Raw genomic sequence first — 24032 nt, 5'->3', positions numbered from 1 at the left:
GCAGGGCGCCGTGGTCGAAGTTTGATATCCGGATGCAGGCGCACCAGCGCCGGTAGATGCCGTCAGTTCGTAGGCACGCAGTGGAACCGGCTCTCTCTTCAGGTGTTCCTCTCGATCAGCAGGGAGCTTTCAAATGACCTATGTCGCATCGCCAAGCTATGACCGTAACGACGCCAGCCGCGCCTCGAATCTCCGTCAGTGTCTCGAGACCGCCAGACGCCACCTCGATGAGACTTCGCACCACTCGGAAACCGAGAAAATCGAAACGCTTGTGGCTTCCGCCGTCGAGGCGGGTTGGGAAGAGGATGAAGTGCGCGAGGCACTGAGCGCCGGCGACGAGCAAGGAAACAAGATGCCGGAGCACAAACCACCCGTCCCAACGATCGGCGTGGTCCCTTCGTCATCTTTCTGAGAAGTGGCGGACGCTAGCGCAGTCCGGGCAAGCGGCGAGATTTCGATGTATCTCGCCGTGTAATCACCTGTGCGGGTAGTGTTGGCCAATCGCCACCGCTCGGGCGCGGTTCCGTCAGACGTGCGTGATCCTCTTTCCAGCAAACCATATGACTGTGGCCTGAAAAAGCGTCGGCGCCGACCTAGTTAGTCACCGACGGTCGGGGATGGCGGCCGTCGGGCTTTTGAAAACTCGAAATCAACGACAAGAGGATAAGTTGATGAAAAGGACGTTTCTATATTATTGCGCTTTGATATCTGCACTGTCGGCGATAACGGCTTCCATTATCGGCGCACCCGCTCTCGCGGAAGAATTTGTTGCTTCGCAGAGCAAGACGGTCGTCGAAACCAAGAAGGGAAGTCTCGTCGGCGCACTCGACGACGGCATCTACAGCTATCTTGGCGTCCGCTATGCTCATGCCGACCGCTTCATGCCGGCGGAAGAGGTCGCGCCTTGGAAAGGCATCCGTCCCGCAGTCACCTATGGCGAGAACTGCTTCATCCCCCGAATGAAGGAAGTGGCCGGCGACGAACTCTTCAATCCGCACCGCTATCTGCCGATGAGCGAAGCCTGCCAGTTTCTGAACATCTGGACGCCTGCGATCAAAGACGGAAAGAAACGGCCGGTCATGGTTTGGATCCATGGGGGCGGCTTCACGAATGGCTCCGGCATCGAGCTGACCTCGTATGACGGCCATAATCTGAGCAAGGACGGCGATGTCGTCGTCGTTACCCTCAACCACCGGCTCAACGTGCTCGGCTTCCTCGATCTTTCCGCCTATGGAGAGAAATACAAACGGTCGGGCAATGCCAGCGTCACCGATCTCGTCGCTGCGCTGAAATGGGTCCACGACAATGCTGAAGCCTTCGGCGGCGATCCCGGCAACGTGACGATTTTCGGCCAGTCCGGCGGTGGCTACAAGGTGCGCGCCTTGATGGGGACGCCTTCAGCGAAGGGCCTCTTCCAGAAGGCCATCGTCCAGAGCGGCTCCCGGACCGACTCAGTCATCGATCAGGCGTCCTCGCGGAAGGTGGCCGAGCTGACGCTCGCCAATCTCGGTCTCAAGGCTGACGAAATCGACAAGCTTGTCGACGCGGACTATTACGATCTCCTTGCCGCAGCCGACAAGGCCATCAAGGACGCCACTGCCCAAGGGGCGAAGGACGCCCGCTATGCACCCGTTCAGGACGGCGACTACATTCCTGCGAACCCTGTCGGAACACAGTGGGTCGATCAGGCCAAGGACATTCCCCTGATGGTCGGAAACACCCTCAACGAGTTCGAGACGGTGATCACTCACAAGGCCGGCGAGCTTTTTGCCGACAACAAGAACAACTGGGGCGAAGAGAAATCCGAAGCCAAACTGAAGGAGCGCTTCGCCGACAAGGCCGACGCGGTCGGCAAGGCATTCATGGCCGCCTATCCCGAGAAGAAGATCGCCGACGCCTATTTCCTGGATCTGCGCTTCCGGCCGGGAGCCATCCGTGATCTCGACCTGAAGGCGAAGCAGAACGGGGCTCCGGTCTACTCCTATATGTTCGCCTACGAGTCACCGGTCCTTGACGGGATCGCGATGGCCTGGCATTGCGCGGAACTGCCCTACGTGTTTGCGAACGCCGCGCTGGTCAAGACATCGACCGGCGGCGGCAGCAACGCCCTAGCGCTTTCCAGGAAGGTGAGCCAGGCCTGGGTCAACTTCGCGCGCAACGGCAAGCCGAGCGCTGAGGGTTTGCCCGACTGGCCGGCCTACACAACCGACAGGCCGGCGACTATGGTTCTCGACAAGCAGTCCCGCGTGGCAGTCGACCTCGATCGCAAGCTGCTGCAGGCAGCGGGCGCCCTTTAGCACCAATTGCAGGATTGGACATACGGCGCCGGCTGCCATCGACCCAGCCGGCGCCGGCAGCGGCATTTGATCGCCGCGGTCAGCCATCGACATCGGCTGAAATCGTCACCTCCTTGAAGGCGTCGAGCTCAGCCAACCGCTGGACCAGCGCCTTGCGGATCGAGACATAACTGCCGGCGCCGAGCGCCAGTCGCTTCGGAGTCGAGTGTTGTTCGGCAGCCTCGATCATCGCCTGCGCCATCTTGACGGGGTCACCCTTGGCCTCGAACCTGCCTTCGGCGATGGCGCGGCGGATTTCGCCGGCCGGCGTCGCGTCATAGGCTTCCATCGGCTGCGGCGCGACCAGGCCGCGCCCGAAATCGGTCCGCGCCGGACCTGGCTCGGCGATGATGAATTCGATGCCAAAGGGGGCGACTTCCTGCGAAACGGCTTCGATGAAGCCCTCGATACCCCATTTGGTCGCATGGTAGAGGCTGAAATTGGGATAGGCGATCTGCCCGCCTTCCGAAGACACCTGTAGGATGCGGCCGCCGCCCTGCGCCCGCATATGCGGCAGCGCTGCCCGGATCACCTGGATCGAGCCGATCAGGTTGGTATCGATCTGATGGCGGATCTGTTCGTCGCTGACCTCTTCTGCAGCACCGAACAGGCCGTAGCCGGCATTGCTGACCACGACGTCGATCCGGCCCATCGCTCCAAAAGCCGCGTCGACGACCTCGCGCACCGCCCCATCATCGCTGACGTCAAGCGTCGCGATCCAGAGGCTCTCGCCGTAATGCGACTTCAGATCGTCGAGCGCTTCCGGCCTGCGCACTGTCGCCGCGACGCGATCGCCGCGCGCCAGCAGTTTTTCGGTCATGATGCGCCCGAAACCGGAGGAGGCGCCCGTTATCATCCATGTCTTTGCCATTGTCTTACCTTTCATGCCGCGGGATTGCGGCTGCTCTTGAAGGTAAAGATAGATAAGCCTATTCCTGCTTCTATCCGTCGAATGCTGCATGAGTTGGTGAATTTTAGCCATGAATTACAAGCCGACCCTTGCCGATCTGAGAGCCTTGTCCGCGATCGTCACCCATCGCAGCTTCCGCAAGGCCGCTGACGAGTTGGGTCTGTCGCCTTCGACACTCAGCCATATGATGCGTTCGCTCGAAGCAAATATGGGCGTTCGGCTTCTCAACCGGACGACCCGCAGCGTCGCGGCGACGGAAGCGGGCGAGCGTCTCGTCGCCCGTCTGACGCCACTGTTCAAGGATTTCGATCTGGCGCTTGAGGAGGTAAACGAATTCCGTGGCCACCCCAGCGGCACTTTGCGGATCAATACCAGCGAGATCGCCGCCCGGGTGCTGCTCGATGCCGCCATCCCGACCTTTCTCACACGCTATCCCGACATGTCGCTCGATCTCGTCACCGACAATCGGCTCGTCGATGTCGTTGCCGACGGTTTCGATGCCGGCATAAGGCTTCGCGAGGCGGTGCCGCTCGACATGATTGCGGTGGAATTCGGCGGCGATACCCGCTTTGTTGCCGTCGCTTCGCCGGCCTATCTCGCAGCGCATCCGGCGCCACAGACACCGGACGAACTAAAGACCCACGCCTGCATCCGCTTCCGGCTGCCAAGCGGCAAGCTCTTCCGCTGGGAGTTCGAAAAACACGGCCACGAGCTTGCCGTCGACGTTCCGGGCGCGCTGACGCTCGACCATGTCGAGCTGATGGCGCAGGCGGCGGCAAAAGGGCTCGGCATCGCCTATGTCTCGGATCGCACCGCCAGGCCTTTTCTCGAAAGCGGCGCGCTTGTCACCGTGCTGGACGATTGGTGTCCCGCCATTCCAGGCCTCTGTCTCTATTATCCCGGCCACCGTCACGTGCCGCAGGGTTTGCGGGCTTTCATCACAGTGCTGACCGAGGTCGAGCGGCACAGTCGATAGATCGCTCTTGCCACCATTCGCTGAGACGGACAGTTCGGGATCACCCGACCTGGGACCCGATCCAGCGAAGGAAGGACGATGCAACTGGGCTGAGCGGTTCGAAGCTCTGAAAGGCGTCGCCGGCATCATGGTCGGCTTGTTGATCTCGACGAAACTGAATTTTGCGGTCTGGCCCGTGCTGCTTCTTATCGCGGACCACCGTCTGCCGAGCGTCGTCGCGATTTCAACGGCCGCCGATTAATGGCCGGTTCGGTCTACGCTGGAGCCCTCGTCCTGCTCCTCACCGGTCTGATCGCTGTTGAGCGGCAAAGGCAATCTGCTGGTCATGCTTTCCTGCGGTAGATGCGCCAATTCGTTGTCTCCCGCACTTTGTCGTAATGGCGGGCGATATAGTGAGCAAAAATGTCGCGCATGCCATTTGCCGTCCAGATTTCGATGGGCCATTTGGGATCGAGGATCAGGTCGACGTGTGCAAACATCTCCTCCGCGGGTGGATGGTACTCGGGACCGAGCGTCCGTCCCCAGTGATACCAGACGCTGTCACCAACAGGCGGCGGGAGCGCCAGGCCGGCCGAGAAGGGGTTGACGAAGTCCAGTACGGCGACAGTCGCTTGGCGAGCGCCAAACTGGGACAGCACGTCCGACGCCTCAGCCAGAGTGCGATTATACTGCACAAAGTAGTCGTACTGACCAACACTCCATGTCTGGACAAGCCGAATTCTCGAAAATTCCGGCAGCGGCATAGGCTCGCCCTGCCCGGCGATGGCGTAACGGGCATGAATGGCGACAGCCGAGGCATTGCTTATCGCCGCCGGCACAAGCAGAAATGCCAGAAGTAGCGGCAAGACGAGGCGAGCCTTCCGCTGCAGTCGGGAAAGCTCGGCCTTCAAAAGAGATTGAGTGATGACAGCTGCGCTCGGCCCCAGCGTCAGGATGCCCGCGCGTTGAAAGTTTTGTTCAATGAGCAGCACACCGGTTACGCCGCAAAAAACTATAAAAAAAAGATGACGGCAGCTTGGTGCGAGGACAAGAAACATACCGGCGACAAGTGCGTAGACAGTAAGGTCAGCGAGATTGTTCAGCAAGACGTGCCCCAGAGCGCCGAGCGTCGGGAGGCCGCCTGTATTCTCGCCCGCAAGGCGCAGATCCGCGAGATAGTTGAGGCCACCGCGCCAGAGAAGTTCGATGGCAAGGACGCTGCTCGCGATTATCCCGAGCGCCAGCGCCGTCCACCCGATTTGGCGTCGGTCGGTAGCCAGGAAGACCAGAAATGCAAGCTCTACGACGCCATAGGTGATTTTTGTGTAGATCATGAGCAATACGAGGAAGCTTGCGCATGCGGCATCCACGGCCTTGCTCCCAGCGCTGGATAGGCGGGGCAGGTACATGACCAAAAGAAGACCGAGCGAAGCCCAGCCCAGTCGATTGTAGAACATCGCAAATGTGAGATCGCCGATCCGTTCTCCCGGATTGGCAGGAGCCGCGACGAGCAAAAGCAGAAAAGCTGCCAAGGGCAAGCCGAGCGCCTTGTGCATGCGGCTGCCGAGGATCTCCGCGGTAACGGCTGCGAACAGCAGGATGACTATGGCCATTCCCACTGGCATCGCGCCGCCCATACTTCCCGAAAGGCCATAGCCGGCAGCGGGAATATAGAAGGTGAGCGCGCCAAGCGACGTATGGAAATCAACGTTCGGAACTTGTCCCGACCAGATGCGATGCGCACCGTCGAGGAAAACATATAGATCGTTGACGTATTTGCTGGTGATCGTCTGGTTGGGCAGAGCGAGAAGAGCTGAAAGTCCCAGAGCAAATGAGGCGATGGCGGTCCACCAGAGGTATTGGCGGCCCGCCCGTGGCGATGCGCCTTCCTGCTCCGGCATCGACCTCACTGCCTGCGTCATCGCGCCTCGCTTTCCAACGCGGTCTGTGGTCGCTGGTAAATCGTCCATTCCGGCGTTTTCTGCACCATGTCGAAATTCTTCGAAATGAACGGTCCATACAGCTCCTGTAACGGCAGGCTATTGATGCCAGTCTTCGGCACCATCACGATCTTCACGTCGGCGAACAGTGCTTCTGGTGGGATGTAAGCCTTCTCATTGATGTTGCGGTTCCAGTGGAACCACGCAGTGTCACCTGTGGGAGGACGTATCCCGAGCCCCGCTGAAAAGGGGTTGACGAAATCGAGCACGAATACCCGCTCGAGCGGAATCGGCAGGGCCTGAAGTAGAGCCCCTCCACTTTCGATACTATTGAGGTAGCGCTGAATGAAATCAGGCTCGCCACCGGGCGGGTCGATTTCCCGGACGTCCTCAAAAAGCGGAGGGCCAAGGGGCTTGCCCACATTCTCCGCCGCAAGTGCCGCGTGGAGAGCGATCGCCTCTCCGTGGTGGACGATGGGCGGCAACAGAAAGAAGATTAGAAGCAGCGGCAGTGCAGTTGCAAGACGACGGGCGGGCCGCTCCATTTGCGCGCTGTGGTCGACAGATTGAAAGCGCCGTGCCTTTTCCGCCAGGACGGCCGCTCCGCAATAGAGAGTGATGATACCCCAGCTGTGGGCGTTCTGGTTGATGATTGCCAATCCTGCACCCACGCAGAAGCCACTGTAGAGGAGGTCTCGAAGGCTGCGGATGTGCCAGAAGGCAACCAACGCAAACACCGTGAAAACCACCAGATCCGACAAATTCTCACGGACATTTTTCAGTATGCTGCGGACGTCATGATCACCGCTAACCCGTGCGGCGGCCCGCAGGTCCTCTATATGCTGAAGCGTGCCGCGCCAGAAGAACTCGATGACGATCATTGCCAGTGCGGTCAGGAGCAGACTGACCAGGATCCAGGAACGTTGCTGCCGGTCCAACAATAGGAAGATCAGAAAGGCCACGCCGCAGAGTCCGTAGGTCGCCTTCGTGTAGAATTGGACAAGTAGAAGAAAGGCCGTCGCGAGACTGTCTGCAACGTCGTTGCGCGCGGCTTCGGATCTCGGCGTCAGGTACATCACCAGGATGAGCCCGAGAGCGACCCAGCCGATGCGATTGTAGAACATCGCAAAAGAAAGAAGCCGGACCGGACTTCCGAGATTGATCGGGACAGCGAGAATAAGAATCAGGAATATGCCCAAGGCGATGGCTGAGGGTGAGCTGAGGCGCGAAAGAAGGATACGGATCATCGCAGGCATGAACGCGACGGTCAGGAGCGCCATTCCCATCGGTATCGCGGCGCCGAAATTTCCGGACAAGAGGTATCCCAAGGCAGGGATATAGAAGACCAACGGTCCGAGCGCCGTATGAAAATCACGGTTTGGCACCTGCCCGACAGCGATACGATGCGCTCCATCAATGAATATCAAAACATCGTTGATGAAAGCGGTGTTGATGGTCCGTCCAGGAAGGGCAAGCATGGCGGCACAAATTGCCGCGACCACCAGGAGCGCAACTTGTGCGGAAAAAAGGCGGCGCCTCATCTCGACCCCGTCCTTCCCGAGGGCAGGCCTTGATCCGCATCGGCGCGCGGAAAAAGCGGATCAACAAGATGGAACATGCGGACGACGAAGCGACCAGGGCAATCTCTATCTTCTATTCCCCAGGTTTCGATCACAGCCGCAACCTCTTGAAGATCGGTTCCGGGATGCCTCGGATTATCGCCATGAGCGGATACCAAATCCGCCTGACATAGACGACGTCCCCTCCCTTGCTGCCATCGGCAACGGCGAAGATCCTTTGAGCGACCTCTGCAGGCTCGGCCGTAAGCATGGGTGGAAGCTTCATTCCATCAGTCATCCGCGTTCGCACAAAACCGGGTTTAATGGTGAGGACGCGTACCCCGGCTGTGGATAGTCTGTTCCTGAGACCCGACAAGAACGCCGTCAGGCCAGCTTTCGCGGCGCCATACACATAGTTTGATCCTCTCCCGCGGTCGCCGGCGACCGAACTTAAGCCGACGATGGTGCCGGACCCGCGCGCGGCAAAGCGGCTAGCCAGGAGGCCGAGCATCAAAGCCGGTCCTTCGAAGTTTGTCCGCATCACCATGGCGGCGTGTTCGAGTTCCCTTTCGGCGCGGGCCTGCTCGCCGAGTTCGCCGACGACGCAAATGGCCGTGTCAGGCAATGGCGACACGGTGCTCAGGAACTCTTCGAAGCGGCCGGTATCAAGAATATCCAGTTCATGGGCGGCGACGACGGCGCCGGTGCGCGTGACGATGTCATCGGCTTCGCGTTGGACAAGCTCACGCCTGCGTCCGACCAAATGAATGTCCCAGCCCGCCTCGGCATAGACCAAGGCAGTCGCACGACCAATATCCGACGTCGCGCCAATCAGGAGCAGTGTCTTGCCGATGGCTTTCATATGCCAAGCCTTTTTCCCAGCTGGGAACTAAAGTGACGGTCGGCTCCCGTAGTTCGTCGCAGCTCTTTGAACGCCTGCAGTTGGGGGTAACCGGCTTCGAATGTATGACGGGATTGCCTTGCATCCTTGGCGAGATAGAGCCGCCCTCCCGCCGCGACAACCAGCTTGTCAATTTCGTCTAACAGCTGGAACACGTCGGGTGCGACTGGCAGGTCGAGTGCAAGGGTATACCCTGGCGCCGGAAATGACAGAAGGCCTGCGCCACCCCTCAGCCTTTTCAGCACGGCCAGGAATGAGGCTTTCCCAGAAAGAGCGAAACGATCGAGCATACTGCTCAGAACCGCAAGTGCGTTTTCGTCAGGCACCACGCATTGATGCTGCAGGAAGCCGCGCTTGCCGTACAGGCGGTTCCATTCGAGAAGACCGTCAAGCGGGAAGAAGTAGCTGTCCCAGTGGACCAAAGAGACTCGGGCTGCTTTGCGGGCACCCGCCCGATAATAAAGATCGTTGAATGCGGAAACACTCCTTCTGTTGAGCGCCCAACCAGGCAGGTCGACCGGCAGTGAAAAACGGGCTGCCTTGAAGGGAGGCAATGGCGCTGCTTTTGGCATTTGAGCGATGTCGCTCGGGCTGGCGTGCTCGCCGACAAAGATCAGCGAGCGGCCGAGCGAAGCGCCCCGCGAAAGGCAATCAATCCAGGCGACGGAATAGGTCGCGTCGTCTGTTTGCTTCAAGGCTTTCAGCGTATCGCCGAGATTTTCTGTCGCGACCGTCTTTTGAACAATCCAGCCGGTACTGATGGGCCTCAGCGTAAAGGTCGCTTCAGCGATGATGCCCGTCAGGCCCATACCCCCGAGCGTCGCGAAAAAAAGCTCTGAATTCTGGGTTCTGCTGCAGGTAATGATCTCACCGCTGGCGATAACCAGCTTGATTTCGCGAACGTGTTCGCCGAACCCACCGTCGCGATGATGGTTCTTCCCGTGCACATCGGATGCGATCATTCCTCCAACTGTGACGAACTTCGTTCCTGGGACTACCGGGGGGAAATAGCCCCGGGGGATGAACGACCTGAGAATGTCCGACAGCATGACGCCACCTTCGACGGTCAGCGACGCGTTCACCTCGTCGAAGCTTTTCATCCGGTTCAATGCACCGCAGGTCAAAGTGAGATGCTCACCGATCGCGGCATCGCCATACGAGCGGCCGTTGCCGCGAGCAATCAGACCCGCGCGCGATGACACCGTTCCAGGCAGCGCTTCCGGCAGCCTGCAATCAAGCACTTCACCATCATGGCGTGGATAACGTCCCCATCCCTCCATCAGTCTGTCACGCCCCTTCCAACTTGAACACGAATTTTCGGTCGAGCGCGAATTTTGAGATGTAGCCGATCGCCAGACCGATCGCCCCGCCCGCATACTTCGCTAGATCCGTTCTCCAGACTGTCCAGAAGACAATTTCGAATCCCCAGAATATGATCGTCGTCACGACGCTGAACAGGCCGTAAAGGACGATCTTGAGCAATTCGTCGCCGTGCGACTCGTATCGGTCAAAGAAGATCCACCTTTTGTCGAGGAAGTACTTAAGCCCGAACCCGGCGGCAGTGCCCGCGAGCATTGACGGCACGAGGCTTTGCGACGGGTAGATCTTCACGACAGCCGCCTGAACCGCAAAATTTGCTAAAGTCGAGAGGATCGCGAACACGACATAGCGAACTGCGATGCGGGTCGGGATCCCTTCACCCCCATAATGGGAACGCATCTCGCTCACCTCACAGTGCGGCGACAACAAAGGCGCTGGCAACGCCCAGAGTCGCAAGGCTCACCTTGTCCTTGATCGCAAATACGACCGGATCGTCATGCATCAGTCCCCTATGGGCGAGCAACAGGATGCGGGCAATCCAGCAAGCCAGGATTGGTCCCGCCAGCCATAAAATTCCCGGCCGGGTGTAGAGATCCTGCACGCTGTCGCTTGCAGCGTAGAGCGCATACAATGTGAGCGCGTTCATTCCGGCCCCGGCCGCCAATGCGCCGATCATGCCGACGTCTCCATTCTTGTAATCGCGGCTCTTCGAGTCGGGTAGGTTCGCGGCTCGGCGCGAAATGAGCTCAGTGTATCGCTTGACGAGCGCAAGCGAGAGGAACCAACTCATCATGAAGGCAAGCAGCCAAGGAGAAGGCCAAACCGAGATCGCCGCCGACCCTCCTACCACGCGTGTGGTGTAAAGAGCTGCAAGGGTCACGACATCGAGGATCATCTTCCGCTTCAGAAAGAACGAATAGGCGGTGGTCAACGCAAAGTATCCGGCGAGCACCAAAATGAAGGCGGGTGTAATCGTCAGGGCGACCATAAACGACAGCAGAAGGAGAACGGGGATTGCCATGAGCGCGTGTGAGAGCGGGATATCGCCGCACCCCAGCGGCCTGCGGCATTTGCTGCGATGACCGCGATCGTCTTGAAGGTCGACCAGGTCATTCAGCACATAGACGCTCGACGCGCAAAGCGAGAAGGCGACCAAAGCCAGAGCGGAATTGGCAAGACTATGGACGTCGAAGAGTTGATTTGTCAGCAACGGGATAAAGACGAGCCCGTTCTTGACGTATTGATGCACCCGCAGCAACCGCGCCCAAGTCCGCCAGGTCGGTTTGTCGTGCGCAAGATGTTCAACATTGTGGCATTGGCGCGACAGTTGCCTCGCTACCCTGGCCGGCGTCCGAATAGCGTATGATTTTCCGGCGTGGCGCCATACAGGCAGATCTGCGGCGTTGTTGCCGGCATAGTCGAAACCGCCATGGCCAAAGGCCGAAACGAGCTTTTCCGCCTTCACCTCGGCGGCGCAGTTTGTCGTCTCGTCCGTTGCAAACCAGCCGTTGAAGACACCTAGATGGTCGGAAATGCGCGAGACAAGGCGCTCGTGAGTCGCGGATGCGAGATAGACCTGACGTCCCTCTTCCCGCGCCGTATGGATCAAGTTCAGAACCTCGGGATCAAAGGGCAGGATAGCCGGATCGAAATCCGCGGGTGTGGAAAGACGGTGCTTGAGGCATGCCTTTCCCCTGCACGTTGCGAGGACAAGGTCAACGATGGAAAAGGGGCGGCGCCTGAGTTCAGAAAAGGCGGCCTCAATCAGCAGGTCGGATCGAACCAAGGTGCCATCGAGATCGATGACCAGCGGCCGCGACGAATCCGAACTTTGTGGTGTCGACGAGCCACCGAGCGTTGATATCGTTCGACGAGGTGAAATCCACTCGTCCTCCTGACCCGTCGGTAGAAAATCTCTTCGAAGCTCAAACTCCTGGCGCAATTCGCTCAAAGGATTTCCCTTTATACTTGAGGTATGTGGAAATCGCCGAACAACGGCCAAGCCGCTTAGTTCCATAGCCCAGTCGCTTGTGTCTGACTCTTTGCTCGACCTTCACCTCTAAGTTTAGACAGGCAGCGGATACCCTTGCGCACGGAACGAATGATCAGTGATCTATCCGGCACCTCCTCGTTGCCGGGGCGTAGGCTGGTTGCACTGAGCGATGTACCCACCGGACGGAGTTTCGACGGCCGGAACAAACCGCTGATGTATCGGTTGGGTGCCCCATACGCAAAGACCGGTTGAACGAAGCGATGAACTTGGCACTTGTTTTTGGGACATTGACACTGACTTGCTGGATGGTCGGCGGGGCTATTGCCGTCATAGGAAATGCAGAGCATTGCCATCCCCACCGTCAGCAGATCAGCGGGTTCGTCTCGCTCGGCTTGAACATCCTTGGACTCGTCTGCGCAATCCTGATGGGAGCCGTTCTGGTCGCGCAGTAGTGCCGACAAGGTTGAACGGTCTTTAGTTACTAGAAGCTCCGCTTGGCGCGGCTTGCTTTGCCTATCGCCTCTGTCGTCGTGGCGCTCCCATGCAGAATTTGTCCCATAGCGAATCCCTCCTAGCCTGTGAGAAGATTGCACCATCAAAATCCGGGATCAAACGTCTAGCTTGTCAGCTGTAAATCCAGCTGGCGATCGCCACTGCCAGCGCAACAAGAGCCAGTGTGGCGATGACGATGCGTAAAGGGTTAGAGCGCGTCGTCTGGGGCATGGTCCCTGCACTCCCGGGTTCACGCATGGCGACATCGTAGTTGCGTTGGCGATCGGCCACTCCCCTGCTCTGGGTATGCAGCGCCGTCTCGATCTCTTCGTGGCTCATCGGCTGACCTGCGGCCTCAGCATCTGTTTCCAGTGGCGCGGCTGCAGGGTCAAATCCCGATCTGATGTCTCCGCTGTCTCCTGATTGGATTCGACCGCGCACTTCGGCAGCGGTCTTGCCATCCTTCTTGATCATCGCGGTTCTCCTATTTCGCTTGGAGATGATGCCGCACCGTCGCCCCCGCTCAACCACCACATTGAGATCGAGCCCGCGGTGATGATGAGGCCGGCACCCACGTAGGACGAAAGCAACCACGGGGATGAGCCTTGGTCCATTGTCGATCCTCCTCCTGCCTTGTAAGCCTTCAAAAGCTTCCGCAACGCGCTGCCGCCCGGCTGCCAACCCTGAGGGACAGAGATAACAGCACTCCCATTGATGATGGGCACCGTTGGTTCATGTAACGCTGGGTCCTCAGCCGTTCCTATGCTTTTCCACCAGCATCTGGGCCGGTTGCCTCGGGATAGACCAGCGGCAATACGGCCTTTGCCGTGCAGATGCCGCTAACATTCAAGCTCAGCAAAGGTTCCACGGTATCGGGTCGCCGAAGGCCGGCCACCGTCGGGTCGACTCCGCGACGGGGCGAGGCACATCGATTCCAATTCGGAGCTCGCATGCGTTGGTTTCTCGGCGCTCCTTCGGGTGGTATCACCGTTCCTCATGCGCGAAGATTGCCCCTTCGCCTCGGGCAACTAACGCCTCATCAGTCGTTCTTGCGTTCGCGCAGCCGATTGTGAATGGCGACGGCCGCGATTTCGCCTTGCGCCATCGACACACCGAGTTGGTTCAGACCTGTGACAACATCGCCAACCGCGTAGATCCCCTGGATGTTTGTTTCCTGATGTGAACCAACTTTGATCCGCCGATCCCTATCGAGTGCAACAGCCAGTCGCTCAGCGAGCTGCGAGTGGGGCCGAACCCCCAACGCGGAATAGAGCACGACCTTTTCGAGCACAGTCGATGCTTCAAGGACGAGGTCGACCGTTCCGTGCTCGGAACGCAAGCATCGCACCAAGCGCTCGCACCGTACGGTGACTCGGTCGTCGATAAGCCGATCCATCGTTTCGGCTGTGACGTCCAAGGTATTCCCGAGGGTCGCAATGGCGATGTCGGTTGTGAATGATTTTAAGAAGCGCGCTTCGGAAGCGGCCCGCTCCGTTGCGCCGATCACCACTGCCGGTCGTCCCGCAATTTCGTAACCGTCACAGATCGGGCAGAAGCGGAGGTGGCCAGAGCGGACGAGATCATAGGCTCCATCTATGGGTGGGAATATGTCCCTAAGACCCGTTGCCAGCACGATGTTTTCCGCCCAGATCCGACCGCCGGTGAATTCAACCAAAAAGCAACGAGCTTCACATCGCCTCAGCCGCCTAACGGTGCCAATCACAGTGTCGACGGCGAAGTTCTGCAACTGCATGCTCATGCGCCGCAATAACTCGGTTCCCTCGATGCCTTCAGGGAAGGCTGGATGGTTGCGTGAGCGAGGGATGAGCAGTGCGCGACTGTGGCCAGAGTCGACCACAGCGATCTTGCGGTTCAGCCGCGCCAGATAGATAGCAGCCGTCATGCCTCCGGGGCCCGCGCCTACCACTACGGCGTCGAGAATCCGCAATTCCGTCGTCATCGCTTCGGTCCCTCGATCCAATGGGGCTTCCCACGCTCGCGACGTTCGATCTTGTCGAATTTCCGCGGAACCGATCATCGCTAACCCTGATCACGCTCTTACAGCATGCGACCACTTGGTCTCTCGGGTTTGTCTGCGTCTTTGAGATGGATTAGTTCGGACCGGGCCCGCCTCTTCCACTCTTCCTTGGTTCCGCCATGCTGTCGACGCCGGATGCCGGCCCACCTCCTGGCGAGGTTCCGCCCCCTTGCAGGCCGGTCGCCGACCCCGTCGAGCCGGTTTTTCCATCGTCGCCTTCACCAGCTGCCGCGTTCTCTGCATCAATCTCGCGGGTAGCCTGCTCCCAATGACGTTCCTGATTACCCTCGCCTCCTCCTTCGCGCTCCCAGATCTGATGGGCGCGTTCGCGGATTCTGTTTTCTCGATCCCGATCTTCCATAACGCTTCTCCTTTGCACCGGCGGAAGCCGATGGCCTCGCCGCTAACTCGTCGTCCTCAGCGAAGTTCCCGGCATCCAGGCGCCGTAGACACGCAGGAGAAGCCGAGCGGCGGGCTCGATGCCGAAAAGGCCAGTAAAGACGAGTCGCAACGACCGTTTCGGTGTTCGTTGAAGCTGAAGGTGGATCGCGCGGAAGGCGCTTGGCATGGGCGTGATCTTTACCCCACAGTTCCGATCCTGAGGCCCTATCAAGCTCAAGGGAACATTCGGCCGCTTAAGCCCGCGCGTCGGCTCCGTTCTTCACACTGCTGCTGGTTTCAGATCCACAAGCGCCTTGATCGGCAGATGGTCGGACGCGACGCGGGCGAGCGGCGTATCATGCGCTTCGACTTCGGATATGATGCCTTTGCGGTTGGCGATGATGCGATCCAGCGCCAGAATGGGCAGGCCGGCGGGAAAGCTTGGCACGGCGCGCGGCAGCTCGCCGAAGGCGGATTGGAAGGTGTTGAGCGAGGAGCGGTCGCCGAGCCGCCATTCGTTGAGGTCGCCGAGCAGGATGGTCGGCATCTCGTGCCTGTCGTTGATGAGCTCGACCAGGGTGCGGGCCTGCTGGGCTCTGTTATGGCGCAGCAGGCCGAAATGCGCGGCGATGATGCGCAGCACCCCGCCCTCTTCGAGCTCGATCTCGGCGACAAGCGCGCCGCGCGGCTCGAGACCCGGCAGTTTGACCTGATGCACGTCATGCACCAGCCCTCTCTTGAAGAGCACGACATTGCCATGCCAGCCATGCGCCTTCGCCATACCGGCAATTGGCACCGGAATGAGGCCCGTCTCCCGCTCCAGCCGGCCGAGGTCGAGAATGCCGGTGCGCTCGCCGAAACGCGTATCGGCCTCCTGCAGCGCAATCAGGTCGGCGCCGATTTCGTGAATCACCCGGCTGGTGCGCTCCGGATCGAAACGCCGGTCGGTGCCGACGCACTTGTGCACGTTGTAGGAGGCGATCAGCGTGCCGGCGCTACGCGGCCTTGCCTCCATATGCGCCGCGTCGAGCCGCTTTTTCCTGCTCCTGATCGAGGCGAGAATACTGGCGGGAAGACTGTCTTTCCTGGCGTGCATAGGGCGGCGCACTTGTTCCGTTGATCAAAAGGGCTACTCATTCGGCAGTATAGGCAGCCGGACGGAACTTGCCATGTCAGAATGCAAAAAATTCGTCAGAGATAGGGCGAGCCCAGCCACAGCACCTTCTCGAGCAGGCGCACCGCGAAGGGCCGCGCGCGCAGCCCGTCGAGCGTCACCGGCGTCGCTGATTTCAGGGTTTCCTCGATATGCTCGTCGATCTCGGCGGCAAAGCCCTCATTCAGCACTTCGAGGTCGACCTCGAAATTCAGCCTCAGCGAACGCGGATCGAGATTGGAAGAGCCGACATAGGCCCAGGTGCCGTCGATCGTCAGCAGCTTCGAATGGCTGAAGCTGCCGGTGGAGCGCCAGATGCGGCAGTAGTTCTTGAGGATTTGGTCGAATTGCGCCGTCATCGCCCGGTCGACCAGCACGAGGTTGTTGACCGCGGGCACGACGATATCGACTTCGACGCCGCGCCGCGCCGCCGTCACCAGGGCGCTGATGAGTTCACGGTCCGGCAGGAAATAGGGCGACATGATGCGGATCGATTGGCGCGCCACGGAAAAGGCGCCCATCAGCATTTTGTGGTTGGTCTCGACGCTGCGGTCCGGGCCGGAGGCGACGACGCGCATCAGGATGGGGTCGCCGGGGCTGCGCTCTGGCAGTTCGATGCGCCAGGGCTCGTCGTTCAACAACTCCTGCGTTGAGAAGCGCCAGTCCTCGGCGGCGAGGTCGAAAAGATCGGCCACGACAGGGCCGGTGACGCTGAAATGCGTGTCGTGGGCAAAGCTCTCGCCCGTCGCCTCCTCGCTGAAGCCCGCCCTGATGTTCATTCCGCCCGTCAGCGCGATTTTCCCATCGACGATCAGGATCTTGCGGTGGGTGCGCAGATTGGCATAGGGCAGCCGCAGCCCCATGATGACGTTGCCGTTGAAGACGGCGACGGTGACGCCGCTCTCACGGAGATGGCCAAGAATGCTCGGCACCGAATAACGCGCGCCAACCGCGTCGATCAGCACCCGGACCTCCACACCACGCCTGACCGCAGCAATCAGCGCATCGGCGATGCGAAGGCCGACCGCATCGCGGTCGAAGATATAGGTTTCGAGCAGGATGCTGCGCGTCGCCTCGTCGATGCTTGATTTCATCGCAGCATAGGCCTCGTCGCCGGTCTCCAGCATGTCGATCGTATTGCCTGAAGTCAGCGGATTGCGCGTTACCCGGTCGCCGAGTGTCTGCAGCGCCGCAAAGCGGCGACCGAACTGGCTGATCACCGTCTCGGCCTCGGCGTCGAAGGTCTCCAACTCGTCGAATTCCGCCGCAAGCAGTAGCGCGTCACGGCGGACGCTTAGCGACTTGCGGCGGATACGGTTGATGCCGGCAATCGCATAGAGCACCGCGCCGATGATCGGAGACAGGATGATGACGCCGACCCAGCCGATCGCGGCACGCACCTCCTCCTTGGTCATGGCGGCATGGATCGCCGCCGCGGCCCCCATGGCGATCGAGACGACAAAGAGGATATGCGGCCAGTAGGTCGACAGGAGATAGAACATCGCTGGCGAATATAGCCGCGAAACGGCGGCGTTCAATCGCGCCGTCGCTCTCCCATGACGCGAAATTTTTCACGGTGATCATTTTGCCGGCCTGGCGCCGTCCGTTTCAGCAGGGAACAATCCCTGCGCGGATCGATTGATCCCGAGGAGGTGAGGATCGCCATCATGAACATCGCCGCAAACATCGGTCCCGCATTGGCGCTCGAAGTCGCAGATGCAGACAGCATTGCCGAACTCCGGCATCAGGCCGAAGGCTGCACTCGTTGTGATCTTTACAGGAATGCCACGCAAGTCGTCTTCGGCGAAGGCCCTGTGACATCCGAGATCGTCCTTGTCGGCGAGCAGCCGGGCGACCAGGAGGATCTGACCGGCAGGCCCTTTGTCGGCCCCGCCGGCCGCCTGCTCGATCGCTGCCTCGAAGAGGCCGGCCTCGACCGCCGGCGCTGCTATGTCACCAATGCCGTCAAGCACTTCAAGTTCACGCCGCGCGGCAAACGGCGGCTGCATGCAAAACCGAATGCCGGCGAGATCAGGCGTTGCGCCTGGTGGCTCGGTGCAGAGATCAACATCCTGCAGCCGAAGCTCGTCGTGACGCTCGGCGCAAGCGCGCTTTATGCGTTGCTCGGTCCGAAGGTGAAGCTGACGCCAGAGCGCGGCCATATCCTGCATCCGGAAAACCGTCCGCCCGTCCTGGTCACGATCCACCCCTCCTATCTCTTGCGCATCCGCGACGAGGCGGAGCAGCGCCGGCAGCGCCGGGATTTCGTCTCAGATCTGCACAAGGCGGCGGAGTTTCGGTCCCAGTGAAGGCCGATTCTCAACCCTAATATGCTGCGATGCGAAATATTTCCGGTTGCGGCGCGATTTCGCTTGAAAGAGCTCCCCTCCTCTGGAACCATCCAAGCAGTATCGCGTTCGAACGACGGCATCATGTGACTGGAGATCAGCGATGGCAGAAACTCGTGAAGAGTGGATCAAAAAACGTGCATACACCCTCTGGGAAGAAGAGGGTTATCCGACAGGGCGAGATTCCATCCATTGGGAACAGGCACGACACGAGCGCGACGCGCTCGAGGGCTCGGCTGCATCTTCCAAGGGCAAAGAGGTCAAGCCCAAGGCGAAGCGCACTGCGACAGGCGCCAAGACGAATGGCGTGGTCACGCCGGCGCCGAAGCGCACCGCGAGCCGCAAGACCGCGTCCTGAACGCTAGAATACTGAGCATCTCGATTAAAAAGGGCGTCGTCTCGACGCCCTTGATCCTTTTTTGTCATATGCTTGAATTGGTTGTGCGATATTGAATTGCAGGGGTGGGGCTTCCATGCGGGGGTGAACAGAGGCCGGATGACGCTGCAAGCTTTGAGGCTTCCAAAAAAGTTGAGCCCTGCCCGGATAATCGGAAACAAGAGCATCCGATGGCTGTTTATGGCGAAACTGGGGAAGTTGCCATGAACGACGGCCGTATCGAAATCCCCTCAATCCCGCTCTTCGCCGCCAGCGGCCGCGTTTCAACCGCGATCGTGTGAGGGATGGAGATGTCGCTCCTGCTCATTGCCGCACTGCTCTACCTCGGTCTCGCGCTCGGGTTCATCCTTGTGGTCGACAATCTCGTCGGATTGGTTTTTCGCGATCCGCGCGCGCCGGTTCAGCTGGTCTCCGTCTACATCGGCCGCGCCTTTGCCGCATCGCAAAAACTCTATCGAAAATAACACCTCGCAGGCGACGTCCGCAGGCTGCTAAATGTGTTGAACGCCCGGCAGTTAAGGATATTTCGACCGCGCCCTTTCCCTCCCATCGGAAGCCTCTATGTTGACGGTTTGGAAGGGTTGAACCCCGAGGTGGCAGATCACCCCGGCGCGGCTGATGACAAGAAAGCGATTTTGAATGAGAAGCGTCGGGAACGGCTGGCCGAGAGGCGGCGGCGAAATCGGCGAATTGTTACGGCATCCGGCTTTCCACGCCGTCGGTCTCGGTCCGGTCGAAAGCTGGCCTGCGTCTCTCAAGCATATCGCCGAAATGGTGTTGAATTCCCGCCAGCCCAAATTCGTCGCCTGGGGTCGGGATCTCGCCTTTCTCTATAATGACGCCTACGTCCCTGTTTTCTCCGAGCGGCATCCGGATGCCCTCGGAAGACCCTTCCGCGAGGTCTGGGCGGATATTTGGGAACAGTTCGCGCCGATCGTCGCCAGCACGCTGGAAGGCAGTTCGCAGCTCTTCAAAGAGCTGCTCATCCCGATGCGCCGCGACGGCCGTACCGAGGACACCTGGTTCACCTTCTCCTACACCCCGCTGCGCGACGATGACGGCAAGGTCGCCGGCATCCTCTGCGCGGCCCTTGACGTCACCGACCAGGTGTCGGCCAAGCGCGGGGAACAGATGGCGCTCGAAGAACTGCGTGCAAAATCGGAGGCGCTTGCGGTCGTCAACCGAGCGGGCGCCGCCATCATCACCGAGCCCAATGTCGAACGCCTCACCCAGATTGTCGTCGATGCCGGCGTGACGCTGACCGGCGCGGAATTCGGCGCCTTCTTCTACAATGTCGATGATGGCGAGGGCGGCAGCTACATGCTCTATGCGCTCTCCGGTGTCGATCGGAAGAACTTCGAGAAATTCCCGATGCCGCGCAATACCAAGGTCTTCGCGCCGACCTTCAACGGCGAAGGCATCGTGCGCTCCGAGGACATCCTGCTCGACCCGCGCTATGGGCAGAATGCGCCGCATGCAGGCATGCCGAAGGGGCATCTTCCGGTCAGGAGCTATCTTGCCGTGCCGGTGAAATCACGCGACGGCAGCGTCATCGGCGGCTTGTTCTTCGGTCACGGGCAGCCCGGCCGTTTTTCGCAAGCGGCCGAGGCGAGCCTCGTCAGCCTCGCCGGCCAGTCGGCCGTCGCGATCGACAATATCCGGCTCTTCCGTGCCGCCAAAGTCGAAATCGACCAGCGCCGCGACATGGAAGATCAGCTGCGGAAACTCAATGAAATGCTCGAGGTCCGTGTCGCGGCCGAGATTGCCGAACGCCAGCAGGCCGAAGCGGCACTGCAGCAGTCGCAGAAGATGGAATCGATCGGCAAGCTTACCGGCGGCGTTGCCCATGACTTCAACAATCTGCTGCAGGTGATCTCAGGCAATCTGCAGCTTCTCGGCAAGGACGTGGCAGACAGCGGCCGGGGCAAGGAACGCATTTCCAACGCGCTTGCCGCCGTCGAACGCGGCTCGCGGCTGGCAAGCCAGCTGCTCGCCTTCGGCCGCCGCCAGCCGCTGGAACCGAAGGTCGTCAACATCGGCCGTCTCGTCACCGGCATGGACGACATGCTGCGCCGCGCGCTCGGCGAGGAGATCGAAGTCGAGACCGTGGTCTCCGGCGGCCTCTGGAACACCTTCGCTGATCCGATCCAGATCGAAAACGCACTGCTCAACCTTGCGATCAATTCACGTGACGCGATGGATGGCGCCGGCAAGCTGACGATCGAGGTCGGCAACGCCTTCCTCGACGACTCCTACAGCCGCATCCATCCTGAAGTCACCGCCGGCCAATATGTCGTGCTCGCGGTGACCGATACCGGCTCCGGCATGACGCAGGAGGTGAAGGAGCAGGCCTTCGAGCCCTTCTTTTCGACGAAACCGGAAGCCAAGGGCACCGGTCTCGGCCTGTCGATGGTCTATGGCTTCGTCAAGCAATCCGGCGGCCACGTGAAGATCTACAGCGAGATCGGCGAAGGCACGACCGTCAAGCTCTACCTGACCCGCTCGTTCCGAAGCGAGGATCGGGTCACGGCCGTCGACAACGTGCCGGCAGCCGGGGGAACGGAAACCATCCTTGTCGCCGAGGACGACGAGGGCGTGCGCGCCACCGTCATCGAGATGCTGTCGGATCTCGGCTACTATGTGCTGAAGGCCAAGGATGCACAAAGCGCGCTTACCGTGATCGAAAGCGGCGCTCATATCGACCTGCTCTTTACCGATGTCGTCATGCCCGGGCCGTTGAGGAGCCCGGAGCTTGCCCGCATGGCGCGCGAGCGCCTGCCCGATATCGCCGTGCTCTACACATCAGGCTATACTGAAAATTCGATCGTCCATGGCGGCCGGCTCGATCCCGGCCTCGAACTGCTCTCCAAGCCCTATACGCGCGAGGAACTCGCCCGCAAGATCCGCCACGTGCTTGCCAGTCGAACGCCACGCCGCCAAGGGGCGAGCGATGCCGCAGTGGCCGCTGCCAAACACCCCGAGATCGCCCGCGAAAAGCTGAAGCTGCTGCTCGTGGAAGACGACGCCTTCATCCGCATGGATACTGCCGAGATTCTGCAGGATCTCGGCTATGACGTCATCGAAGCTGACAGCGGTGAACGGGGCGTGGAAATCCTCGGACACACCATTGTCGACATCATCGTCGCCGATGTCGGCCTGCCCGGCATGTCGGGCCAGGTCTTTGCCGCCAAGGCGCGCGAGGCCTTTCCGTCGGTCGGCCTGGTCTTTGCCACCGGCAACAGCAGCCTGCCGGATGCAAACCGTCTCCCCGGTTCGGTGCTGCTGTCGAAACCTTTCAGCAGCACGGCGCTCGATCAGGCGGTTAAGAACGCCGTCCAGCAGCGGCCTGGCGCTTAGAGTATCTCTGTTTTCTTTGCTGCCACCTCTGCTTTTATGCGTCGGCGCCGTCGAACTCGGGATATTTGCGCATCAGATCCACCTCGCTGGTGCAGCTGTCGTCGCGCGCCGTCAGTTCGATCGAGATCGTGTCGGCAGGACCGAGACGGCCATTAACGTGATAATTGCCATCGTCGTGATGGCTGCCGCCATCGTGATAGACGGGAATGCGCGCGCCGCTCTGACTGATCAGCACTGCATCCCGCTCGAAGCCCCTTTGCAGCAGCCAGTCACGCGGCGCCCTCAGGCGGATGTCGACCTCGTAGGAACGTCCCTTCCCTTGCTTGAGGCCGACGGTATAGGTGACCGGCGATACCTGGCCATTCACGTCGATCGCGCCGTTTCCGTCGGCTTTGACGATGTGTTTTTCCATGTTCAGGGCTCCTTCCTATGCAGGCTTTTCCCATTGGAAACCGGATAAAACCGGCTTTTGTTCCGAAATCTGGACCAGTGATCCTACGGGCGGAACTTTTGAGCTCCGCACCGGTTCGGCCCTTTGCAAACCAGAGGAGGCCAAGATGCCGAGAGGTGACAAATCCGACTATACCGACAAGCAGAAGCGCAAGGCCGAGCACATCGAGGAGGGTTACGAGGATCGCGGCGTCTCCGAGAAGGAAGCCGAACGGCGCGCTTGGGCAACCGTCAACAAGGAAAGCGGCGGCGGCAACAAATCCGGTTCCGGCCGCGGCAAGAAGGATACGCATGAATCTTCCGAAAAGGGCGGCCGCGCCGGCGGTGCTGCATCCGCCGCACGCTCGAAGGAGGAACGGTCCGCTTCCGCGAAGAAGGCCGCTGCGACGCGCAAGCGCAACGAACACCACAGCCACCATTAACAACTGATGCGGCAAGCGGAGGCTTTCCGTCAGCCGCATAGGGAGTTTAACCCATGGCCAAATCGAAAAAGAAATGGTCGCAGGACGTCACCGAACACAGCGATGCGATGGACCTGAAGGAAGGCGTGTTCAAATCGGACGATCCGAAGAAGATTGCCCGCTCCGTCAAGCACTCCGCCGAGGAGAGCGATCGCCGCAAGTCGAGCCCCTTCCGCGCCGCCATGTCGATGCTGACCTTCTACATCAACCGCGCCGGCGACCAGCTGACGAAAAAGCGGCGCGGCACCCTTGAAAAGGCCAAGGACGAACTGCGAAAAGACTTCGGTCGTCAACCGAAGGATTGAGCGCTCATGGCATACGAACTTTATTATTGGCACGGTATTCAAGGCCGCGGCGAATTCGTGCGGTTGGCGCTGGAAGATGCCGGCGCCGACTATGTCGACATCACCCGCCAGCCCGGGCGGGGAACCGGCGCCATGCTCGACTCCATGAAAAGCCAAAGCGAACCGCATATTCCCTTTGCGCCGCCCTTCCTGAAGGACGGCGATCTCATTGTCCCGCATGTCGCCAACATCCTGTTTTACCTCGGTCCAAAGCTCGGCCTTGCGCCTAAGGATGAAGGCCTTCGCCATGTCGTCAACGGCCTGCAGCTCACTGTCACCGATTTCGTCGCCGAAGTGCACGATACGCACCACCCGATCGACATGTCGCTCTATTACGAGGATCAGAAGCAGGAAGCGAAAGCCCGCTCCACTGCCTTCATCCGCGACCGCATTCCGAAATTCCTCGGTTATTTCGAGCGTGTGCTGCGGCAGAACCCGCAAGGCCCCGACCATTTCGTCGGCGATGCGCTGACCTATGTCGACCTCTCGCTCTTCCAGGTGATCGCGGGACTGACCTATGCCTTTCCGAAGGCCATGGCGAACCGAAAAGCGGAATATCCCGCCCTGCTGGCGCTGCATGATGCGGTGGCTAAGCGTCCGAACATCGCCCGCTATCTCGCCTCCCCCCGCCGCCTCGCCTTCAACGAGGAAGGGATTTTCAGGCATTATCCTGAGCTCGACCGCGAGAGATGAGTTA

The 24032-nt window shown here is 60.1% G+C and carries 24 protein-coding genes and 1 pseudogene; 12 read left to right on the top strand and 13 right to left on the bottom strand.

What is annotated here, in order from left to right; translation table 11 throughout:
* The first annotated feature begins 133 nt into the window (after positions 1-133).
* Together V8P77_RS09670 and V8P77_RS09665 are read left to right on the top strand one after the other, a co-directional pair.
* A complete protein-coding gene (locus V8P77_RS09670; RefSeq protein ID WP_335912062.1) occupies positions 134-412 on the top strand; it encodes a hypothetical protein in 279 nt (92 codons plus the stop codon).
* Positions 413-671: 259 nt separating this feature from the next.
* The gene (locus V8P77_RS09665) at positions 672-2297 is read left to right on the top strand and encodes a carboxylesterase/lipase family protein (RefSeq protein WP_335912061.1); all 1626 of its coding nucleotides are present in this window, start codon (positions 672-674) and stop codon (positions 2295-2297) included.
* A 79-nt stretch (positions 2298-2376) separates the two neighbouring features.
* Here the strand turns inward: V8P77_RS09665 and V8P77_RS09660 are convergent, their stop codons facing one another.
* Positions 2377-3207, bottom strand: a complete 831-nt coding sequence (locus tag V8P77_RS09660; RefSeq protein WP_335912060.1) for an SDR family oxidoreductase — start codon at positions 3205-3207, stop codon at positions 2377-2379.
* 109 nt (positions 3208-3316) lie between these two features.
* On the opposite strand from V8P77_RS09660, the gene V8P77_RS09655 reads away from it, so the two are divergent.
* A complete protein-coding gene (locus V8P77_RS09655; protein ID WP_335912059.1) occupies positions 3317-4222 on the top strand; it encodes a LysR family transcriptional regulator in 906 nt (301 codons plus the stop codon).
* Between the two features lie 323 nt (positions 4223-4545).
* On the opposite strand, the gene V8P77_RS09650 is transcribed toward V8P77_RS09655, so the two are convergent.
* The 6 genes from V8P77_RS09650 to V8P77_RS09625 form a co-directional block, all read right to left on the bottom strand.
* Positions 4546-6123: a hypothetical protein gene (locus V8P77_RS09650; RefSeq protein ID WP_335912058.1), complete on the bottom strand. Its 1578-nt coding sequence runs from the start codon at positions 6121-6123 to the stop codon at positions 4546-4548.
* Positions 6120-7682, bottom strand: coding sequence for a glycosyltransferase family protein (locus tag V8P77_RS09645; RefSeq protein WP_335912057.1), 1563 nt, complete (start codon positions 7680-7682; stop codon positions 6120-6122). Before V8P77_RS09645 ends, V8P77_RS09650 begins: the two co-directional genes overlap by 4 nt.
* 130 nt (positions 7683-7812) lie before the next feature.
* Positions 7813-8562 (bottom strand): SDR family oxidoreductase, encoded by a 750-nt coding sequence (locus V8P77_RS09640; RefSeq protein WP_221945165.1) that lies wholly within the window; start codon positions 8560-8562, stop codon positions 7813-7815.
* Entirely contained in the window at positions 8559-9881 is a 1323-nt protein-coding gene (locus V8P77_RS09635) for an FAD-binding oxidoreductase (RefSeq protein WP_335912055.1), read from the bottom strand. Before V8P77_RS09635 ends, V8P77_RS09640 begins: the two co-directional genes overlap by 4 nt.
* Positions 9882-9888: 7 nt before the next feature.
* Positions 9889-10320 (bottom strand): GtrA family protein, encoded by a 432-nt coding sequence (locus V8P77_RS09630; protein ID WP_025397419.1) that lies wholly within the window; start codon positions 10318-10320, stop codon positions 9889-9891.
* A 10-nt stretch (positions 10321-10330) separates the two neighbouring features.
* Positions 10331-11785, bottom strand: a complete 1455-nt coding sequence (locus V8P77_RS09625; protein ID WP_373694577.1) for a UbiA family prenyltransferase — start codon at positions 11783-11785, stop codon at positions 10331-10333.
* 377 nt (positions 11786-12162) lie between these two features.
* Here V8P77_RS09625 and V8P77_RS09620 point away from each other — a divergent pair, with 377 nt between their 5' ends.
* Positions 12163-12366, top strand: a complete 204-nt coding sequence (locus V8P77_RS09620; protein WP_246622090.1) for a hypothetical protein — start codon at positions 12163-12165, stop codon at positions 12364-12366.
* Positions 12367-12538: 172 nt separating this feature from the next.
* Here V8P77_RS09620 and V8P77_RS09615 read toward each other — a convergent pair whose 3' ends face one another.
* From V8P77_RS09615 to V8P77_RS09595, 5 genes are all read right to left on the bottom strand, one after another.
* Positions 12539-12880, bottom strand: coding sequence for a hypothetical protein (locus V8P77_RS09615; RefSeq protein WP_170268816.1), 342 nt, complete (start codon positions 12878-12880; stop codon positions 12539-12541).
* Between the two features lie 565 nt (positions 12881-13445).
* Positions 13446-14366, bottom strand: a complete 921-nt coding sequence (locus V8P77_RS09610) for an NAD(P)/FAD-dependent oxidoreductase (protein ID WP_131661929.1) — start codon at positions 14364-14366, stop codon at positions 13446-13448.
* A gap of 151 nt (positions 14367-14517) precedes the next feature.
* A complete protein-coding gene (locus V8P77_RS09605; RefSeq protein WP_131661930.1) occupies positions 14518-14805 on the bottom strand; it encodes a DUF2934 domain-containing protein in 288 nt (95 codons plus the stop codon).
* 300 nt (positions 14806-15105) lie between these two features.
* A complete protein-coding gene (locus V8P77_RS09600; protein WP_131640778.1) occupies positions 15106-15921 on the bottom strand; it encodes an endonuclease/exonuclease/phosphatase family protein in 816 nt (271 codons plus the stop codon).
* A 95-nt stretch (positions 15922-16016) separates the two neighbouring features.
* A complete protein-coding gene (locus tag V8P77_RS09595) occupies positions 16017-17480 on the bottom strand; it encodes a phospholipase D-like domain-containing protein (RefSeq protein WP_077980276.1) in 1464 nt (487 codons plus the stop codon).
* Positions 17481-17645: 165 nt separating this feature from the next.
* Between V8P77_RS09595 and V8P77_RS09590 the strand changes: the two genes are divergently transcribed.
* From V8P77_RS09590 to V8P77_RS09570, 5 genes and pseudogenes are all read left to right on the top strand, one after another.
* On the top strand, positions 17646-18287 hold the full coding sequence (locus V8P77_RS09590; protein WP_335912049.1) for a UdgX family uracil-DNA binding protein: 642 nt from the start codon (positions 17646-17648) through the stop codon (positions 18285-18287).
* 142 nt (positions 18288-18429) lie between these two features.
* On the top strand, positions 18430-18684 hold the full coding sequence (locus tag V8P77_RS09585) for a DUF2934 domain-containing protein (protein WP_335912048.1): 255 nt from the start codon (positions 18430-18432) through the stop codon (positions 18682-18684).
* Between the two features lie 138 nt (positions 18685-18822).
* Positions 18823-19004 (top strand): annotated as a pseudogene (locus V8P77_RS09580) (hypothetical protein).
* Between the two features lie 9 nt (positions 19005-19013).
* Complete coding sequence (locus tag V8P77_RS09575; RefSeq protein WP_164986495.1) at positions 19014-19187, top strand: hypothetical protein; 174 nt, start codon at positions 19014-19016, stop codon at positions 19185-19187.
* A 175-nt stretch (positions 19188-19362) separates the two neighbouring features.
* Positions 19363-22080 (top strand): hybrid sensor histidine kinase/response regulator, encoded by a 2718-nt coding sequence (locus V8P77_RS09570; protein ID WP_335912046.1) that lies wholly within the window; start codon positions 19363-19365, stop codon positions 22078-22080.
* Positions 22081-22114: 34 nt separating this feature from the next.
* On the opposite strand, the gene V8P77_RS09565 is transcribed toward V8P77_RS09570, so the two are convergent.
* A complete protein-coding gene (locus tag V8P77_RS09565; protein ID WP_335912044.1) occupies positions 22115-22492 on the bottom strand; it encodes a hypothetical protein in 378 nt (125 codons plus the stop codon).
* A 145-nt stretch (positions 22493-22637) separates the two neighbouring features.
* On the opposite strand from V8P77_RS09565, the gene V8P77_RS09560 reads away from it, so the two are divergent.
* Genes V8P77_RS09560 through V8P77_RS09550 form a run of 3 tightly spaced genes read left to right on the top strand, consistent with a single transcriptional unit; the run spans position 22638 to position 24028 of the window.
* Positions 22638-22952 (top strand): plasmid stabilization protein, encoded by a 315-nt coding sequence (locus tag V8P77_RS09560; RefSeq protein WP_335912043.1) that lies wholly within the window; start codon positions 22638-22640, stop codon positions 22950-22952.
* Between the two features lie 53 nt (positions 22953-23005).
* Entirely contained in the window at positions 23006-23296 is a 291-nt protein-coding gene (locus V8P77_RS09555) for a DUF3175 domain-containing protein (protein WP_020053081.1), read from the top strand.
* A gap of 6 nt (positions 23297-23302) precedes the next feature.
* Positions 23303-24028: a glutathione S-transferase gene (locus V8P77_RS09550; protein WP_335912041.1), complete on the top strand. Its 726-nt coding sequence runs from the start codon at positions 23303-23305 to the stop codon at positions 24026-24028.
* Positions 24029-24032 lie beyond the last annotated feature (4 nt).

It is taken from the genome of Rhizobium aouanii, from assembly GCF_037002925.1.
In the GTDB taxonomy this organism is placed as follows: domain Bacteria; phylum Pseudomonadota; class Alphaproteobacteria; order Rhizobiales; family Rhizobiaceae; genus Rhizobium; species Rhizobium aouanii.
This window is presented reverse-complemented; position numbering and strand designations above follow the sequence as displayed.